Here is a 17,258-nt window from a genome sequence, read left to right as displayed (position 1 = left end):
CCTCGATCAAGGTGTTGCGACGACCGGTTGAATCCGCCTTGCGAGCCCCGATCAGAGTGATGTACCAGCGGCTGATTGCTTCTCCGATGCCGAAGGGCTTTGGTCATTGCCTGGATGACTGACTCGGTATGCAGGCTTTCATGCACATGATGGCCGACTATTTTGCGCGAAAACGCATCAGTGACCAGGCTCACATAAACGACGCTTTGTTCGGTAGGCAAGTAGGTTATATCTGCTACCCATACCTGTTCAGGACCCGTGGCAGTGACTTGGTCAGGGCCGGGTTTGAGCCGATTCGGATGTCGACGGAAGCGATGATGACTATCGGTAGTCTTGTGATAAGCGCGTTTGCGTAGGACCAGTTGTCGATGGTCTCGCAAGATATCGAACAACCGATCTCGACCTACCGTTCGCGTCAGTTCAGGTTCGGCTTGCATAAGGCCATGCAGCTTACGAGTGCCCAACCGGGGCATTTCAAGACGAGTCTCCAACACAAATCCCAGCACTCTTTGCGTATGTCTGGCTTGTGCGTCGTAAGCTCGATTGCGCTTGTAGTAGGCCTGCCGAGAGATGCCTAGAAACTGGCAAGCCCTGGTAATGCTCAGGCCTTCGATTTGCCCTTGGGTGAGGACTTGCCGGATCGCTTTTTTACGACAGAAACACCGTAATCGTTTTTCAGCACGTCAACGACAGCTTCAAAAAATTGGGCTTTCTGGTTGGCAAGGGCCAGCTTTTCTTCCAGCTCCTTGATTCGCTGCTCTGGTGTCAGCGGCAAATTTGGCTCGGCCATCGGTCGGTTCCTCTGGGCACGAATGGAGGCGCCTTGACTCCAGTCCTGCCGTCCATGCTTGCGTAACCACACCAACACAGTCGACCGACCCTGAATCCCATAACGCCGTTGAGCCTCTTTATAACTCAGTTCGCCCTTTTCAACTTGATCGACGATCGCCAATTTAAAGCCCAGCGTGTAGTCACGCTGACTGCGCCTTTTTCCTGATTCCATTGGTTCCTCCTGAGGATAGGTCAGAAGGTGTAAACCTTATTCAGGACGAGACACAGGCACAAAAAAAAGCCACTCATCTGAGTGGCTTTTTCTGAATCTTGGAGCGGGAAACGAGACTCGTATCTGGTGTCCGACTCGTTGAAATCTAAGGGGTTTCTTTCCTTGCCGGAGCAGGAAAAGACTTAATTTTGGACTTGTTTTCGGCGTGTTTCAAGGACCAAGAAGGCGGGATTCAGCGTCAAATCCTTCTACCCCTAGCCAACCGGACTGGAAGCGCCCGGCCTGAACAGTTATTCGTTGGCACAGACCCCGAGTGGCCGGCTGCCGCGTCGTTCCGCCCATGCCGAAGACCGCCCTGCGCTCTTCGCCGCCCAGTTTGCGTTGTCTCATGCCTGCTGGTTGCGGTCGGCTTGTTGGTCACCGTCGTCATGCCTTCGGAATTCCCATTGATCCCACAGACGCGGGCCGCGCACTGGCCTGACGCACATGGGCGAAATGAAGATCGCGCTCGCCCAGGAGGCGTTGATGCAGCACCGCAGCCAGTGCAGGGCTCTCATCGCTTCGGCTCTACGGCATAATGCCTATTCATTGGCCTAACGGCATCACCACAACCAACACGCGCAAAGGACGTTGCGCCTCGCGCGCAGTTGGGTGGTAGCGGTGGACTACCGTTCATCCGTAAGCACCGCAAGAATGATTTTGTAAGTCCACTGTGGAAGGACATTAGGAGACAGATATGAATAATGACGAACGTCTCCACCACAAGGTCATGCGGTACGCGGAAGCAGAAATTCAGGCCATATTATTGGGTCATGGAGCCACACTATTTCGCTATGATCAATTGATGGCGATGCTAGGCGGTTACGTGCATTGCAATATCATCAGCCAATCAGAAGCGGACGAAATAAGAGGCGATGCCAGAGTAGCTTTTGATAACTGCCTGTTTCATTGAAGACTGCGCGAGGACGTTACCGCGGTCGTACGCGCCTAAGCGTCAGTGCTTTACTCTTAGGATTAACGCCGGTGCGCTCCTGCTGAAGCTGGTTAACCCAGCGGCGCAACGCCAGCTAGACCACACCAAGTGAGCGGCTGGCTTCGATATGGCTATCGCCTTGATCGAGCACAATGCCTGCGGCTCGCGTTTGAATCACTGAAAGGAACGACGTTGTTTGGTTACCTGACACCTCTAGCTGGCGAGCATTCTCGCCTAAATGGATGTCCGGAATCATTAGATCGCTACACACAGCCTGTTGCCGGCTTGAGTGCAAGCGTGAGGAACCCGCCTGCTTTGCCATGCAGTGGGAAAATGGTCGTGATATCAAGCTGAAATTTACCCTTTACAGGGGCCAGCATCGCGCTGTCAGATGTTAGAACCTTCACCGCCTCGGCGCAGTCCGATGCTGTGTCTTTGCTCAGATGAACCGCCTGATGACAAACGCACTGGTATTTTTCGCGACCCTTATCGGTATGGAGGGTTTTGCATTTCTTGCGCACAAATATGTGATGCACGGCTGGGGCTGGGGCTGGCACCGATCCCATCATGAACCCCGCACCGGCTGGTTCGAGAGAAACGACCTGTACGCGATCGTGTTCGCGCTGTTCGCCATCGTGCTGATCGCGCTTGGTACACAGGGCATCCGCCCACTGGAATGGATAGGGGCCGGGATGACGGCTTACGGTTTCTTGTACTTTCTGGCCCATGATGGGCTAGTCCACAAACGCTGGCCGTTGAAATACGTCCCTCGCACCGGTTATCTCAAGCGTCTGTATCAAGCGCACTTGATGCACCATGCGGTGTCGGGCAAGGACCGCTGTGTCTCATTCGGCTTCCTCTATGCCCCAACTACCGCTGCGCTTCGGGCTCAGTTGCGCGATCTGCATGGTGGGCCTCTTCACAAGAATGATCCGGACGTTGCCACAGGCTCGGCAAACGCTCGGGCCAGTGACGCCCGCGAGCAGTAACGGCGCGGTATAGGCCTCTGAGCACCAGCCGCAATTTGTCGACCTTTGAGGTCGACACCCGCGTGTCCCAGGCATGCTCGCCCTGCCTGACGACCTTGATGCCAATCTGCCGATAGACACCCGACGCAGTCGCCACCGCCCACGCAGAACGCCACGGCAGTGCGCTTAATCCCGCCTCGGCACTGGCGTAAAAAGGCTCGGCCATCTGCACCAGCCGTTGCGCGAGAATGGCCAGGCCGGGCCGATACTGAACGTCGGCGAGTGACGCTTCGGGGATCGAAAGCTCATCCAGCCAGTCGCGTGGCAGATAGCACCGGCCGACGGCAGCGTCTTCGACGATATCGCGGGCAATGTTGGTCAATTGAAACGCCATGCCCAGATCGCAGGCTCGGTCCAATGTCCTCTGGTCGCTAACACCCATGACCTGGGCCATCATCAGCCCGACGACCCCAGCCACGTGATAGCAGTAGTCCAAGGTATCGTTGACGCTCTGATAACGGCGCTGATGTACATCCATCGCAAAACCCGCCAGATGCTCCAGGGCATAGCGCTCCTGAATGCGATGTTTGGCCACCACCTCTCTGAACGCTGCGAAGGCTGGGTGCTGCGCAGGCAACCCGGCGTACACCGCCCGAGTCTGAGCGGTAAGGTCGGCAAGGCGCCGGTCAATGTCAAACTGGCTCAACACGGTCGCCGAATGCCCCGCCTCCTGGCCGTCTATCACGTCATCGCAATGCCGACACCACGCATAAAGCATCACGGCGCTAGCCCGGGTCGAGGGGTCGAACAAACGCGAGGCGGCGGCAAAGCTCTTCGAGCCCACGGCAATGCTGCGTTCGGCGTGCTCCAGCAGGACCCGGTGCTGATCTGCATCGCGACTCATGAATGCAGATCCTCCAGCATCAAACCTGCCGTGGCCTTTGCCGAGCCGATGACACCGGGCACGCCCGCACCGGGATGAGTGCCCGCGCCTACCAGGTACACGTTGCCAAGGCTCGCGTCGCGGTTATGAGGCCGAAACCAGGCACTCTGCCAGAGGACCGGTTCAAGTGAAAACGCCGACCCCAAATGCGCATTCAACTCACTGCGAAAATCATTCGGGTTGAAAATCCGGCTGGTCACCAGATCGTCCCGCAAGCCGGGCATGTAGTGTTTCTCCAGATACGCGAAAATCCGATCCCGGTAGCGTGGGCCTTCCACCTCCCAGTCGATGGGCGCGTTACCCAGATGCGGAACCGGCGAGAGTACGTAGTGGCTGGAGCAACCCGGCGGGGCCAGACTCGGGTCCGTGACGCAGGGAGCGTGCAGGTAGAGCGAGAAATCCTCAGCCAGCTCAACGCCATTGAATATCTCGTGAATCAACGCCCGGTAGCGCGGCCCGAAGCAGACCGTGTGATGCTGAAGCTGGGGTTGCGGCCGCTTGAGGCCGAAATGGATGACGAACAGGGAATTGCTGAAACGCTTGCCTTTGAGGCGCGCGCTTTCCTTGATGCCACGGGCATGGCCGCCCAGCAATTGCTCATAGGTATGCACCACGTCCGCATTGGAAGCGAAGCAGTCCGCGTTCAGCAGGCGACCGTTTTTCAAGCGCACGCCGCTGGCTTTGCCCGCTTGCACCTCGATGCTGACGACATCGGCATTGAGCTCCACACGCCCGCCGATGTCTTCGAAAAGCCTGACCAGCCCATGCACCAGCGCCCCCGTACCACCCTTGGGAAACCACACGCCCCATTCGCGTTCCAGCGCATGGATCAAGGTGTAGATCGATGAGGTGGCAAACGGATTGCCGCCCACCAGCAGAGAGTGAAACGAAAACGCCTGGCGCAGCTTTTCGTCTTCGATAAACTCACAAACCATCGAGTAGACGCTGCGCCACGCCTGCAGCCGAGCCAGCTGCGGCCCGGCCTTGATCATGTCCCGAAACGACAGGAACGGCACGGCGCCCAACTTGAGATAACCCTCGCGAAAGACCGCCCTGGAGTACGCCAGAAACCGCTGGTAGCCCTCTACATCCTTGGGGTTGAGCCTGGTGATCTGACGGTCCAGCTCGGCCTGATCGTTGGCATAGTCAAACTGCGTACCGTCCTCCCAGCACAAACGATAGAACGGCGAGACCGGCAGCATCTCGACGTAGTCCCGCATGGTTTTGCCTGCCGCTGCGAACAATTCTTCGATGGCCGTAGGGTCGGTAATCACTGTCGGCCCGGCATCGAAAGTGAATCCCTCGTCGTGATACACATAGGCGCGGCCGCCGGGCTTGTCGCGTTTTTCCAGCAAGGTGGTTTGCACACCCGCCGCCTGCAGCCGGATTGCCAGTGCCAGGCCACCAAAGCCGGCGCCGATCACAATCGCACTTTTTCCCTGGGTCATGCTCGATCCTTGTAATGCCGAGGCAGGCAGCGAAGTGCCGCATGCATGGCCTCATTGATGGGAACAGGCGGCTTGCCGATCAGCACCCGGAGCTTGTCTTGCAAAGTGCTGTCGCTCGAATAGAAACGCCTGATCAGCCCCTCGGGCAGCCCGTAAAAACGCTGCATCACCCGCCAGCGGTCCTGGGGTTTGCCTGCCAGGAACAGCATGCGATTAAGCAAACGGTAAAACCCCTGGCGCCGCCACGCCTGCTCGGCGAATGCGCGAATGCCAAGGTATAAGGCGTCCGCTTGCAGGTTCTGTTGGCGGGCGAACCAGTCCGCCAGTTGAACCGCCAGGGGCAACGAATAACCCGTTGTGCAATGGCACAAACCGGCTCGCAAACCGGAACGCGGCTGGCCGGCCGCCTCGCGCCAGAAGCCGGAAAAGTCGCCTGCCAGGGTGATCGGCAACACGCCTTGCTCTTCGCGCAGGCAGCGAGCAATCGTCCATCCGCGATCTTGCACATAATCACGGATATGCTCGCGCAGTTGCTCTGAAGAAAAGCTCTGGCGGTCAACATAGTGGGTGTCCTCCACCAGCACCGTGTCGGCTGAAAACGGCAAGACGTAGACGAAACGATAGCCCTGCCTTTGAGCCAACCGGGCGTCCATGATAATCGGCGCGTCCAGCCCATGAGGGGCCTGTAGCTGCAGCACCTGGCCCAGAAACGCCTGTTGACCCAGCACCAGGTGTTCGCTGTGCCGGACGCCACGCCCGTCAATGACGGCCTTGGCCTGCAACTGCTCGCCGCCCTCCAGCAACAGCGAGGTCGGGGTGACCTGCTCAATCCGCTGTGCCACACGCAACCCTGCCCGCCCCCCTTCGCTGAGCGCGGGTTCGATCACTTGGGCAAAGCGTTCCGAGGTGATGCTGGCGTAACCGCTGTTCAGCCGACGCGAACGCCCCGGGAAATGCACATCGTAGGCGGGCCAGGTTTTCACCACCAAGGGCCTGATCCATTGATGCTGCTCTGGCGTCAAGTCCGAGTCGTGAAAGGACCAGGTATGGTTACCACCGATCCGGGCTTGCTCTTCAACGCAGAGCACCTGTAGCTCAGGGCGCAACTGCTTGAGTCGCCACGCGATCAACCCATTGGCCAGGCCACCACCGGCAAGGATCAGGTCATAGATCATGCCACCGCCTGCGTCAGCACAGGTTGACCGCTGCGCACCGCCGCCTCGATGATGTCAGCCGCTTTGCGGGTGCCACCGGCGTGCTGCAACTCAGCCGCCATCCGCTGCAAAGGCTCTCGTGGAAGAACAAACAGCCGGGCCAGCCCATCAGCAATGGTGGCGGCACTCGCCCAGCGGTTTAGCTTCAGGCCCAGGCCTCGGTAGCTGACACGCGCCGCCACCCCCGGCTGGTCAAAACCGATGGGCATGACGAGCATCGGCGTAGTGGTGGCAATGGCATCCATCACGGTGTTGAGACCTCCATGGGTCACGACTACATCGGCGTGTTCAAGCACCGCTTGCTGGGGGGCGAACGCAGTGACCCAGGTCGCGCCACCCTCGAGAAGCATGCGTTCCTGGGCCGAATCGAGCCCGCCGCAATGGGCGACCAACAGCTGCGCGTCCAAGCGGCGGCAGGCCTTTGCAATCCGCCGGAACATACCCAGGCGCCCGCCCTGCAAGGTGCCCAGGCTGGCAAAGACGAAGGGTCGATTTTTATCAATCTGCCACTCAAAAGCTTCGCCGCCTGGCGAAGGTTGCCCGGCACTCGAAAAAGGCAGGCGCAACGGTCCGACGGCATGGAAATGCGCGGGCTGCTGCGTACGAGGAAAATCAAATCCTGCAAGGGTCTGGCTGATGTGGGCAAGCGGTGAAAGGCATTCATGCAGCGCATCGCGAGGCTCGATGGCAAGCTGTCGACATGCACCTCGCAACACGTCTCCCAGGGGTCGCATCAGCCAATCGTAAACCTGCTGGCTACCGGCGTACATGCGTAGGCTACGTTCGTCGCTGCCGTAGGCAAACGGCATCACCGGCAGCGGCAAGCCAGGCTCGCGGTTGACCGGCAACGCGCAAGCCACCGAGACATAAGGCAGGCCCAAGGCCTCGGCGACCAGCCCACCGGCAGCTTCCATCTGATCGCAGAGCAGCGCATCGACCTGTCTGTAAGCCAGCGCTGCGGGTAATTCTTTACACAGCATGTCTGTGGTTGCACACATATCGGCAATGACCCGCCGCAAAGTCAGCGGGTTATTCGAGCTGGCCGCGCGCTGCAACGAAGCGTCCAGGCTGCCCGGCGGATGGCTGCCAGCAATCGTCGCATGAAAACCGATACGCGGATCACCCAGCCAACGGCGCGCGTCGGGCTGCTGGAAGAACGTGACCTGATGCCCACGATTCAACAGTTCTACCGCCAGCGCCTGAAAGGCCTGGAAGTGGCTATGGAAAGCCGGGGCCACCACGCCGAAATGGCTCATGAGCGATGAATCGACGAGTGTAATCTGGCTTGACGCAATGCCGCCAGATCTGCCGAGCCCGTACAAAAACAGGCAATGCGCAGCTGTTTTATGATGATGTTGAAGTGCTCGATGACCGACGCTGTCGATACCGTTGCATTGCGCAGCACTCCCGCCGCCTGCCCCACCAGGTCAGCCCCCAGACACAGCGCCTTGGCTACATCCACGCCATTACGAATGCCGCCGGATGCAATCAGCGTGATGCCGGGCAACGCCTCACGCACGCTGACCAGGCTGGTGGACGTCGATATGCCCCAATCGGCAAAAGCCATCGCCACCTCTTTATCGGCGGGGCTGCTGGCGCGCTCAGCTTCCACCGCCGCCCAACTGGTGCCGCCGGCGCCTGCCACGTCGATCACGCGGACCCCGACGTCCGCCAGGGCCACCGCCACCGACGCCGATATGCCCGCCCCGACTTCCTTGACGATCACCGGCACGCCGACACTTTGCACGGTCAATCCGATAGCATCCAGCACACCTCGCCAATCCCGATCACCTTCGGCCTGAACGGCTTCCTGCAACGGGTTCAGATGGATGATCAAAGCGTTCGCCTGCAAGGTCTCCACGGCGCGGCGCGCCAGTTCCTGGCCATCTCTTTCCAAGAGCTGTGCCGCGCCGATATTGCCCAGCAACGGGATATCGGGAGCCAGCCGCCGCAATTCACGGGTCAAGCCCTGATCGTTGCCGCTGCGCAGCCCGACGCGCTGCGAACCTACGCCCATGGCGATACCAAGCTCTTGGGCGGCCTCGGCCAGATGGTGGTTGATCGCTGCAGAACGCTGCGCCCCACCGGTCATGGAGCTGATCAGCAAGGGCGCTCTGAGGGGGATCCCAACCAGCCCGCTGGTGAGGTCAATGCCGTCCAGGTCCAGCTCTGGCAACGCACAGTGCTCGAACTGAAAGGCATCCAGCCCGCTGCCGCCACCCTGTCGTGGGTTATGGCGCACGCCACGGCCATCCAGCACGATATTAAGATGATCATCCTTTCTCCGACTCAGGGGGTGCTCAGTCATGGAAGCTCCAATTCGGTTGAATCATTTTGCGGCGCGCGTGGTCATTGTGTTGAGCCAGGTTGTACAAAATTAGGATGCTAGTACAAGTTACGTACAATAATGACTATAACTGAGGCACTGGTTATTCAAAGTCGTTCAGAGTTTAAGACGCATCACGTGGCCAGCCAGCAAGCTGATCACCCTTCATTGATCACCCTTAAAGCAAAGGTCAAGACCGATGGCAATCGAGCCTGACGCAACCGTCGAATTTGGGTTTACCGAACTCCTGAAAGATGTGCGCGCGGCTATTGAACAGCGTCTGGACCAATTGCTGCCCAGCAGCAACGACGAGCGGGATCTGGTCGCGCTTGCCATGCGTGACTCCACGCTGGCGCCCGGCAAGCGCATGCGGCCGATTCTGTTGATACTCGCTGCGCAAGGCCTGGGACACGGCGGCGATCAGGCACTGGACCTGGGCTGCGCCGTAGAATTGATCCACGCAGCGTCACTGGTGCTGGACGACATGCCGTGCATGGATAACGCGCGATTACGCCGTGGGCGTCCGACCGTGCATTTGAAGTTTGGCGAAGACGTGGCGATTCTTGCCGCCGTTGCCCTGCTCAGCCGCGCATTCGGGGTTGTTGCCGGAATTAGCGATCTGACCCCGGCGATCCGCATGCAACTGGTGGCGGTCATGGCCAATACCGTAGGCATGCAGGGGCTGGTCAAGGGCCAGTTCAAGGATTTACGTGAAGGCCAGCAAAACCGGGGCCCCGAGGAAATTGCGCTGACCAACAACCTGAAGACGGGGGTATTGTTTAGCGCGATCATGGACATGGCCTGGCTGATCAGTGATGCAAAAGCGAGCACACGCCCGATCCTGCAGAACTTCGCCATGGAGCTAGGTCAGGCGTTCCAGATGTATGACGATCTCAGGGATCATTGCCCGGACAGCGACAAGGATCAAGGCAAGGACGAGGGCAAGTCGACGTTCGTTGCGCTTTACGGCGAGCAGAAAGTCCGCGAACAGCTTAAGGCTCACCTCGTCAACGCCGAAAGCCATTTGCGGGAAGTCTACGGCCCTTCTCCAATGATCATCGGGTATATGCGGATGATCTTCGAAAAAGCGCTGCGACAACGTAGCGCAAGACCGTAGGGCTTACTTGGCCCGCTCGGCAATTGCTTGTTTCAATTTTTCGGCGTCTGCAAAACGCTGCTCACTGACGACCGCGCCATTGTTCAAAGCAAGCCACTGAACGGTATCCCGGTCGCCGCCATAGCGGCTGGCAACCCTGCCGTCCTGGTCCAGCATGATTCTGTATTTGGCCGAACGCATGGCCGGTACTGCCACTATCTTGATCAGTGAAGGCATCTTCTCGATATCCGCTACGTACACAATGTGGCGCGCTTCCAGGTAGCCCTCCGGTTGACCTTCCATCGCCGCATCCAGCAACTCTGCGGCCGACATGCTGCGCGCTATCAACAGCACTTGAGCGCTGTCGTTCAAGGTATACGCCTTATCGTTCTGATCCAGCAGGGTCCACTTCACCACCGGTTGGTTTGAATCCTTGGGTTGATTCAGAACTTTTGATTGAGCTGAATCCTGCGCCACCACGTTAAAGCTTAGTAGTACACCGATCAGCAAGATCATACGCCGCATGATTTCGAACCTTATTCAGGGAAAGTCAGGGAGTGAAACGCAGGCGCCATCCTACGCCAGCCCGGCTATGACGCTCCACCGCCTTAACGCTTTTCTTGCCTGACCTGCTCGCAACGCACTGACGCCGAGTGTCTGCCTTACGCCATTGATTCAAGATCCGCCGCTGGGGCGCACGCTATGCCAGATGGTGCGGCTCAACGCGCGCCAGATACGCCGCCTCGTCACCCACCGTAATCAGACTCGAAATCAACGCTATGTCTTACCAGCAGAGATACCCACATCTCCCGGCAGTGATGAGCTCTGCATTTGACTAGCATGATCTTTCTGATCGATGACTCTCTCAGTCTTGTGGAACGAGTGCTCTTCGTCCGCCGCCGAACTCACTGTGACGTTTTCGATGGCAGCCATGGCAATCTTAGAAAGATAGAAGCGGACTAAGGACGGCTGGCTCATCAAGGTAAGAGCAATGTCATCTAGCCGTTAGCCAATATTCGAGAAAGGCAACACGCCGGTCTACTTTAGAAGGGTATCAAGGGCCAAACAGGGCGCTTCTGTGGGTGCCCCCTCTTTCCCTGGCCCGCCCAGTCACTCTCCTCTCAAGCTGCTCACCAATTTTCCTGAATAGGAGACTCCGGCGCCAAATCCTAAACTCCTTCCGCCCTCAATGGCCATCGCGTCGCTTCACCCCACCTACAAAATTTCGAGCTGAGTTCTACAAAGGTAATTTTCAAGCAAAGTCACCACCTCCTCGACAAACGTTGGATTGCCAAGCAAGTCAGGCTTATCTGCCGTCACCGTGTGGATTATTGCATGGGCCGCAATTCCCATTAGATAGATTGAGAGCTCTGGATCGGGAACGTTCGTCATAAAGGGCTTCAGCACCTGGGAGAATTGTCTTTGAAGTCCTTCTTGATCCTCTGCCATGTGCCGTACGGTATGGGGCAACTCCTCGTGGATAGCTTTGTGAAGGGCCGGTGCGATTCGATGCTCGGTAACAATCATTTCCACAATTAGGGTAAGCGCATCTCTTAGGGATGGCTGTTGCGGCAGCAAGTTGATTACATCTAGTAAATCTGTACGGGTCGCGGCAGCGTGACGGCGCTGTAATTCAGCTATTACCGCCTCCTTGTTTGGAAAAAATTGGTACAGCGAACCGATATTGACGCCTGCGCGCTCTGCAATTGCGTTCGTCGTCAGACCTTCCCAGCCTACCTTGGTCAAAATGTAAGTAGCAGCTTGAATAATCGCCTCGACGGTCGCGCGGGACCTCGCCTGAGCCGGGATTTTCCTGGGTTTGACAGCCGATTGCCTGTTGCTCATGGAAAGCTCCAGAACGTGAGTTTTTAAAACGTAAGCTTTAACTTACGATTTGAGACATGAAAACACAACGTTTTCACCTTCTCGAGACCTTTAGAACATGAACGCAAAAGACCGAGTATCCCCTTGGGACGCCTTTCAAGCGGCTAATCGCTTTCGCAGGGCGATTCGTAAATTCAAACCGAAGCTAATTCCGGAACCAGAAATCTATGCTCTGCTCGCTGAAGCAGCGTATGCCCCCTCAAGTGGGAACATGCAGCCCTATGAGCTGCATTGGATTCGGGACCCTGTCCTGAAAGCTAGATTAGCTGCTTCCTGCAATGGGCAGAAAGCGGCTGCGTCGGCGGCAGACTTCATCGTGATTGTGGCAAGTCCTGCATTGGGTATGCGCACCGCCAAAGCGCAGTTGGAGCATGTTGAGCGCTCATCGGCGCTGGGACAGGACTCGAAGGCTTACTATCGCAAACAGACAGGGATGTTTAAGAAGATTCTCGGTGTTGGGGCGTCATCTCTGTGGACGCCCCTTGTGCTTCTCGCAGCATTGTTTCGCCCCACTTTATCCCTTGTACCTGTGGGTCATATCGGTGGTCGACAATGGGCGGCGCGCAACGCCATTTTTGCTGCTCAGACGCTCATGCTCGGAGCCGCGGCAAAAGGAATAGATACCTGTCCGATGGAAGGTTTTTCTGCCGCTCAAGTTGCCAAATTGCTTAATCTCCCTCGGGGTTCGGTGGTTCCTCTGGTAATTGCAATGGGCTATCGCGCGGACGATGCGCGGGTTGAAGAGCAGTGGCGCCGCGCTACTGCAGATATCGTGGTTGTGCACTAAGAAGAGCAAGTCGTCATCAGACGCAACAATGCTCGCAATGGATTGGCGCAAACCCTGACCTCATACAAAGGAGCGAGAAGCTGAACAGCCTAGGCCGCTATAGCTCGCGCCGACCGCTTCTACGGATTAATAGAGTGCCTCGACTAGAACAGCTCTCGCGCTTGCGGTGTTGGCCCGTTAAAAGCGATAGGTCATCTGAGTGACCAAGCCATTCGCACTATTGTCGAATTTGGCTGAATATTCGGGCTGCACTCCAGAAGCGTTGGCTTTATTGACTGATGCGGTGCTTTCCCACACATACCCATAGGCGACATCAATCGTGACGTTAGGGTTCGGTGAGTAGCCTGCCCCCAAAGTGACCGACTTACGGTTACCGACGGGCAGCCGCACGCTTCTGTCTGCGTTATGTGAAGGCGAAGGGTCATAGGCATATCCGGCACGCAATACCCATTGCGGTGTGAGCTGGTAGGAACCGCCAACTGCTGCGGACCAGGTGTCTCGCCAGTTCAATGGTTCGCTCAAGCTCTCCAAGCTGCCAGCATTGCCTGCTCCCGAGACGTTGGTTTCAGTTTCGATTTGTTGTATCCGACTCCAACGCGTCCAGGTCGCCCCTAGGTAACCAGTCCAGCGCTCGTTGAAATGGTGGGTTATGGACGTGTCAACGGATTCGGGAAGCGTAATGTCCAGCTTCGCGTCGTATTTACCATTGAGGCCCAGGAAACCAGGTGAATCGCTGACCGTAGTATGGCCCTTGAGGTGGTAGTTGACCTTGGAGTGGTAAGTGATACCCCACGACGTTGCCGGGTTTAGATCAACCAATAATCCTAAGTTATAACCTAGCGCAGTGTCCGTTCCGTCGATTTTAATAGTGGTATCTTTGCCAGCGTTGAAAGCGCCGGTAGCCAAATCGTTCTGGAGCTCGGCATCAAAGCGATTGATGGTGGGGCCACCACCAATCGAAACATATTGATTGATCCGATAAGCAATGGTCGGCTGTAAGGTGACGACTTTGACGTCGCTGTAGGATCCCTGATACCGACCCTGGAAAGTGCTTTCAGAATCATTGACCAGACCAAACGGAACATATAGGCCAAGGCCAACGGAAAGGTCTTCACTAATGGGCGTAGAAAGATAGCCAAACGGCACCGGCGCCATGGGTACGAAGTTGCCCTTATTTGTTCCGGAGGCGCCACCCTGGGCATCGCTTATGTCGTTCTTAACATCGAACACGGCGACCCCGCCGCTGACTTCGCTACGTTTAAGCTTCGTCAACCCGGCTGGATTTCCATAAATCGTGCTGGCATCCAGAGCCGAGGATGAACGACCCGCATAAGCTGTCCCGGCGCCACTTGCGCTTTGTTCGTTCACGGCAAGGCCGTTCGCCAAGACGCCGTTGGAAAAACCGATGACCGTAAGTATCAACGTGCTTGTTGTGAGCGTTTTATTGGATAGAGCTAAGCGTTTTTCGACCTTTTTATAGTTCATATTAGGACTGCTCTTGTTGTTGTAGTTGTTGTTTTTGGAATAGCGCACACATAGTTTTTATTTTTTCAGACGTAAAGACACCCGCCGGCCCTTTTTTAAGGCAGCCAAATATCTAGTTAAACCTTCGCTATTTTCGATCAATAACTAAAAAAGGCACTGCTTTATCGCGAACGGCCGATTACTCCGTCCATTCAACTTGAAAGCTGTAGCGGCCTATTCGCGGTTCCAAGACTTCGCGCTGTAAACCTGCGGAAATGCGAGCGACAATCCCGCGGCGACTGTCCTGCACGATTTGGACCGTGACCTCGGTCAACCCGGCCGTCTGGATCTCTTGAGAAATCACTCGCGAGATCTCACGCTGTTGCAACGCCGGTTTGAAGATTTTGCCAACCGGTGTCAACGGCAGCGACTCCAAAAATTCGATTCGCTTGGGCATGGCGGCACGTTCGCTGATACGCAGGTTGGCGAACTGCATCAAGTCATCTTCGGTGCAGCAGTGCCCTGGGCGCAGTTGCACATAGGCGACCGGTATCTCGCCAGCGTAGGCGTCGGGACTGCCGACGGCCGCTACCAGTTCGACCGACGAGTGTGCCTGCAACACCTCTTCGATTTGCTTGGGATCAATGTTGTGCCCCCCACGAATAATCAATTCTTTCTTGCGACCTGTAAGCCAGAAATAGCCGTCAGCATCCTGGCGACCTAAGTCTCCAGTGTTCAACCAGCGCTGCCCATTGATCTCGATCCATACACCCAGGTTATGACTGGGTTCCAGATAGCCATGGAACACGTTGGGTCCGTGGATGGCGATGACGCCTACTTCTTCCAGATCGGCATCACGCAGGTACTTACCCTGTGCGTCCAGCACGACGGCGCGCATGTCCTGATAGACCAGACGCAGCCCAATGGAGCCCACACGTCGCTCGCCCTGGGGTGGATTGACAGAAGACACGCAAGCGCCCTCGGTGAGGCCATATCCTTCAAGCAGGCGAACGCCAATCCGCCGTTCGAACTCACGAAAAAGCTCGACCGGCATCGGCGCCGCCCCACACAAGGCGTAGTTGAGGCTACTCAGGTCGTTATCGCCTGGATCCTGTTGCAGTAGAGCGGCGTAAAAGGTCGGCACGCCCGAGAAAAAATTCACGCCAAAATGCTCGACCATGTTCCAGAATCGCTCGATGACCTTCGGCCCCCGATATCCTTGGGGCGTGCCTAGGATGACGTGATCCCCTTGGGTCCATGGCATAAGACCAGTGACGAGTTGCCCATTGACGTGAAACAGCGGCAACCCGCAGAAAAGCACTTGGCCACTTTCTCGTGGTTGCATCTGGGCGGCCATTGCCCAAGCATTGAAAACTTCCGAGCCGTGTGTGCGTGCGGCAATTTTCGGCAGGCCTGTAGTGCCTCCCGTACAGAAATACGAAGAAATTTCGTCCTCACTGATTTTTCGGCCGCTTTTTAGCGTGTCGGCTGGTTGGAACATCATCAATGCGCGCAGATCGTTGTGGATGAGCACCTGTTTATGTAGGTCCCGTTCCTGCATGGCCATGGTGCGCAAGGCAGCACCGAACTGGTGGTTGACGTAAGGCTCCATGCTCACCCAGACAACGTGCCTGAGGTCAGGAAGACGATTGAGCTGACCGGCGATTTTCGGCCAGAGGTCACTGCCTGGCATGGGCGCGAGCGTCACGACTACACGGGCATTGGCGGCACGCAACAGATCGGCTATTTGCGAGGCCTCCAACAGCGGATTGATTGCCATGACGATGCCCGCCGCCTCTCCTCCCCATATTGTGAAATGAGTTTCAGGCAAATTCGGCAGAACAAACGCTATCACCTCGCCCGGGACAATACCCAGATCATGGAAGGCATTGGCCGCACGGGTGATCTCGGCGAAGAGCTGGGCGTAATTCCACTCATGGGTATGGGTGAAGTCAGCGGCGTCGACAAAAAAACTTAATGCGGAGGCTTGCGGATTACGTTGCGCACAACGCTGCAGCGCTTCATACGTGTTCGGGGCTAGGTCGCGTTCAACGAGCGGTACGGATTCCAATGCATGAATATCGTCGAGGGTTTGGATAGGCATCAGATTTGCTCCACGACACGGTTGCGCTGAATGCCCAGGTCGACCACACCGTCGGCGCTACGAATGCGTGCCTCGACGATATCGCCAGCCTTGAGGTACTGAGTTCGGCTTTCTTGTGCCTTGAGAAACATTTTCCACTTGGTCGCCTCGGGCAATAAGGCCGCGATACGCTGTTTGGCCGGCGACGGTACGGTTAACGCGCAGCCCGCGGGCGTTCCGGTGGCTATCAGGTCGCCTGCAGCAAAATCCTGAACGCCTGACAATTCGCTAAGGGTTTCCGCCGGCCCAAACACCAGGTTTGCCGTGGAGTCGCACTGACGGACTTCATCGTTTACCGTCAGGCGCAGTTCCAGATTCCGTAGGTAACCCATTTGTTCGGCGCGTAGCAGGCAGAGGTAAGGACCAACAGGCCCGAACGTGCGGAAACTTTTACCTTTATAGAACTGCATCTGGGGGATCTGAATATCCCGCGCAGAGTAGTCGTTGACGATCACGACGCCAGCGATGAATTGGTGCAGATTATTTTCATCTACCTTGACCCTGGCGCTGATGTCGCTTCGCATGACAAGCCCTAGTTCGATCTCATAATCGAGAAAGCGCACCTCGCGTGGTTTGACAAGATCACTGTGCGCCGGCACCAGGCAGCTGGTCGCCTTGGTGAAAATCATGTTGAATTTCTTCACGTCGGGATCCATCCCGGACTCGATCATGTGTTGCCGGTAATTGGCGCCCTGACAAACGAATTGTTGATTTCGGGTGACGGGAGATAGCAACTCTACTTCTGACTCAGCCAGCTCCGTTGTGCTCAGCCGGGCAAGATCATCAATGTCGTTATGCCGGATAAAGTCGCCGGTGGTTTCAAAATGGCCCGGCACCACGGTGATACGACCCTGGCGTATCACGCCCCAGTGGATGCCATTGCGATATAGGAAGCGAACAACGTTTACAGCAGACATTGGGGGTTACTCCTGGGACTTCGGTAGGTCGGTGCGCTGTGGCATGTGTAGGCTGACTCGCCTTCGAGAGGAATGCGGCGGCTAGGCGACTA

At 57.0% G+C, this 17,258-nt stretch carries 14 protein-coding genes and 2 pseudogenes; 4 read left to right on the top strand and 12 right to left on the bottom strand.

The window, feature by feature from the left end; genetic code table 11:
- Window positions 1–38: 38 nt before the first annotated feature.
- Window positions 39–1,003, bottom strand: a pseudogene (locus M1E16_RS10985) (IS3 family transposase); the annotation flags it as partial.
- A gap of 736 nt (window positions 1,004–1,739) precedes the next feature.
- On the opposite strand from M1E16_RS10985, the gene M1E16_RS10980 reads away from it, so the two are divergent.
- Window positions 1,740–1,955, top strand: a complete 216-nt coding sequence (locus M1E16_RS10980; RefSeq protein WP_434577269.1) for a hypothetical protein — start codon at window positions 1,740–1,742, stop codon at window positions 1,953–1,955.
- 40 nt (window positions 1,956–1,995) lie between these two features.
- Here M1E16_RS10980 and M1E16_RS10975 read toward each other — a convergent pair.
- Window positions 1,996–2,154 (bottom strand): annotated as a pseudogene (locus tag M1E16_RS10975) (transposase); the annotation flags it as partial.
- A 265-nt stretch (window positions 2,155–2,419) separates the two neighbouring features.
- On the opposite strand from M1E16_RS10975, the gene M1E16_RS10970 reads away from it, so the two are divergent.
- Window positions 2,420–2,965 carry a sterol desaturase family protein gene (locus M1E16_RS10970; RefSeq protein ID WP_434577271.1) on the top strand — a complete coding sequence of 182 codons (546 nt, stop codon included), beginning with the start codon at window positions 2,420–2,422 and terminating at the stop codon, window positions 2,963–2,965.
- Here M1E16_RS10970 and M1E16_RS10965 read toward each other — a convergent pair.
- From M1E16_RS10965 to fni, 5 genes are read right to left on the bottom strand one after another with little or no spacing between them, the layout of a single operon-like run.
- The gene (locus M1E16_RS10965; RefSeq protein ID WP_458129892.1) at window positions 2,847–3,848 is read right to left on the bottom strand and encodes a phytoene/squalene synthase family protein; all 1,002 of its coding nucleotides are present in this window, start codon (window positions 3,846–3,848) and stop codon (window positions 2,847–2,849) included. The genes M1E16_RS10970 and M1E16_RS10965 overlap by 119 nt on opposite strands.
- Window positions 3,845–5,335 (bottom strand): phytoene desaturase, encoded by a 1,491-nt coding sequence (locus tag M1E16_RS10960; protein WP_458129891.1) that lies wholly within the window; start codon window positions 5,333–5,335, stop codon window positions 3,845–3,847. The genes M1E16_RS10965 and M1E16_RS10960 overlap by 4 nt, the downstream gene beginning before the upstream one ends.
- Entirely contained in the window at window positions 5,332–6,510 is a 1,179-nt protein-coding gene (gene crtY / locus M1E16_RS10955) for a lycopene beta-cyclase CrtY (RefSeq protein ID WP_458129890.1), read from the bottom strand. Before crtY ends, M1E16_RS10960 begins: the two co-directional genes overlap by 4 nt.
- Window positions 6,507–7,805 carry a glycosyltransferase gene (locus tag M1E16_RS10950; RefSeq protein WP_458130309.1) on the bottom strand — a complete coding sequence of 433 codons (1,299 nt, stop codon included), beginning with the start codon at window positions 7,803–7,805 and terminating at the stop codon, window positions 6,507–6,509. Before M1E16_RS10950 ends, crtY begins: the two co-directional genes overlap by 4 nt.
- A complete protein-coding gene (gene fni / locus M1E16_RS10945; RefSeq protein WP_458129889.1) occupies window positions 7,802–8,857 on the bottom strand; it encodes a type 2 isopentenyl-diphosphate Delta-isomerase in 1,056 nt (351 codons plus the stop codon). The genes M1E16_RS10950 and fni overlap by 4 nt, the downstream gene beginning before the upstream one ends.
- A gap of 217 nt (window positions 8,858–9,074) precedes the next feature.
- On the opposite strand from fni, the gene M1E16_RS10940 reads away from it, so the two are divergent.
- Window positions 9,075–9,992: a polyprenyl synthetase family protein gene (locus M1E16_RS10940; RefSeq protein ID WP_458129888.1), complete on the top strand. Its 918-nt coding sequence runs from the start codon at window positions 9,075–9,077 to the stop codon at window positions 9,990–9,992.
- A 3-nt stretch (window positions 9,993–9,995) separates the two neighbouring features.
- On the opposite strand, the gene M1E16_RS10935 is transcribed toward M1E16_RS10940, so the two are convergent.
- Entirely contained in the window at window positions 9,996–10,496 is a 501-nt protein-coding gene (locus M1E16_RS10935) for a hypothetical protein (RefSeq protein ID WP_458129887.1), read from the bottom strand.
- A gap of 690 nt (window positions 10,497–11,186) precedes the next feature.
- Window positions 11,187–11,816 carry a TetR/AcrR family transcriptional regulator gene (locus M1E16_RS10930; protein ID WP_434577286.1) on the bottom strand — a complete coding sequence of 210 codons (630 nt, stop codon included), beginning with the start codon at window positions 11,814–11,816 and terminating at the stop codon, window positions 11,187–11,189.
- 97 nt (window positions 11,817–11,913) lie between these two features.
- Between M1E16_RS10930 and M1E16_RS10925 the strand changes: the two genes are divergently transcribed.
- The gene (locus tag M1E16_RS10925) at window positions 11,914–12,642 is read left to right on the top strand and encodes a nitroreductase family protein (protein WP_458129886.1); all 729 of its coding nucleotides are present in this window, start codon (window positions 11,914–11,916) and stop codon (window positions 12,640–12,642) included.
- A 177-nt stretch (window positions 12,643–12,819) separates the two neighbouring features.
- Here the strand turns inward: M1E16_RS10925 and M1E16_RS10920 are convergent, their stop codons facing one another.
- From M1E16_RS10920 to M1E16_RS10910, 3 genes are all read right to left on the bottom strand, one after another.
- Complete coding sequence (locus M1E16_RS10920; RefSeq protein ID WP_458129885.1) at window positions 12,820–14,127, bottom strand: outer membrane protein transport protein; 1,308 nt, start codon at window positions 14,125–14,127, stop codon at window positions 12,820–12,822.
- Window positions 14,128–14,305: 178 nt separating this feature from the next.
- Window positions 14,306–16,210, bottom strand: coding sequence for an acyl-CoA synthetase (locus M1E16_RS10915; protein ID WP_458129884.1), 1,905 nt, complete (start codon window positions 16,208–16,210; stop codon window positions 14,306–14,308).
- The gene (locus M1E16_RS10910) at window positions 16,210–17,166 is read right to left on the bottom strand and encodes a fumarylacetoacetate hydrolase family protein (RefSeq protein WP_458129883.1); all 957 of its coding nucleotides are present in this window, start codon (window positions 17,164–17,166) and stop codon (window positions 16,210–16,212) included. The genes M1E16_RS10915 and M1E16_RS10910 overlap by 1 nt, the downstream gene beginning before the upstream one ends.
- Window positions 17,167–17,258: the final 92 nt, after the last annotated feature.

The organism is Pseudomonas sp. Z2-11 (genome assembly GCF_054161305.1).
Note: the sequence above shows the minus strand (reverse complement) of the source record. Positions and strands in the feature narration are given on the sequence as shown.

Coding starts and splice junctions, on each gene's coding strand:
- M1E16_RS10980 (WP_434577269.1), top strand. CDS start 1,740: ATGAATAATGACGAACGTCTCCACCACAAGGTCATGCGGTACGCGGAA.
- fni (WP_458129889.1), bottom strand. CDS start 8,857: ATGACTGAGCACCCCCTGAGTCGGAGAAAGGATGATCATCTTAATATC.
- M1E16_RS10970 (WP_434577271.1), top strand. CDS start 2,420: ATGAACCGCCTGATGACAAACGCACTGGTATTTTTCGCGACCCTTATC.
- M1E16_RS10920 (WP_458129885.1), bottom strand. CDS start 14,127: ATGAACTATAAAAAGGTCGAAAAACGCTTAGCTCTATCCAATAAAACG.
- M1E16_RS10940 (WP_458129888.1), top strand. CDS start 9,075: ATGGCAATCGAGCCTGACGCAACCGTCGAATTTGGGTTTACCGAACTC.
- M1E16_RS10915 (WP_458129884.1), bottom strand. CDS start 16,210: ATGCCTATCCAAACCCTCGACGATATTCATGCATTGGAATCCGTACCG.
- M1E16_RS10930 (WP_434577286.1), bottom strand. CDS start 11,816: ATGAGCAACAGGCAATCGGCTGTCAAACCCAGGAAAATCCCGGCTCAG.
- M1E16_RS10965 (WP_458129892.1), bottom strand. CDS start 3,848: ATGAGTCGCGATGCAGATCAGCACCGGGTCCTGCTGGAGCACGCCGAA.
- M1E16_RS10950 (WP_458130309.1), bottom strand. CDS start 7,805: ATGAGCCATTTCGGCGTGGTGGCCCCGGCTTTCCATAGCCACTTCCAG.
- M1E16_RS10960 (WP_458129891.1), bottom strand. CDS start 5,335: ATGACCCAGGGAAAAAGTGCGATTGTGATCGGCGCCGGCTTTGGTGGC.
- M1E16_RS10925 (WP_458129886.1), top strand. CDS start 11,914: ATGAACGCAAAAGACCGAGTATCCCCTTGGGACGCCTTTCAAGCGGCT.
- M1E16_RS10910 (WP_458129883.1), bottom strand. CDS start 17,166: ATGTCTGCTGTAAACGTTGTTCGCTTCCTATATCGCAATGGCATCCAC.
- M1E16_RS10935 (WP_458129887.1), bottom strand. CDS start 10,496: ATGCGGCGTATGATCTTGCTGATCGGTGTACTACTAAGCTTTAACGTG.
- crtY (WP_458129890.1), bottom strand. CDS start 6,510: ATGATCTATGACCTGATCCTTGCCGGTGGTGGCCTGGCCAATGGGTTG.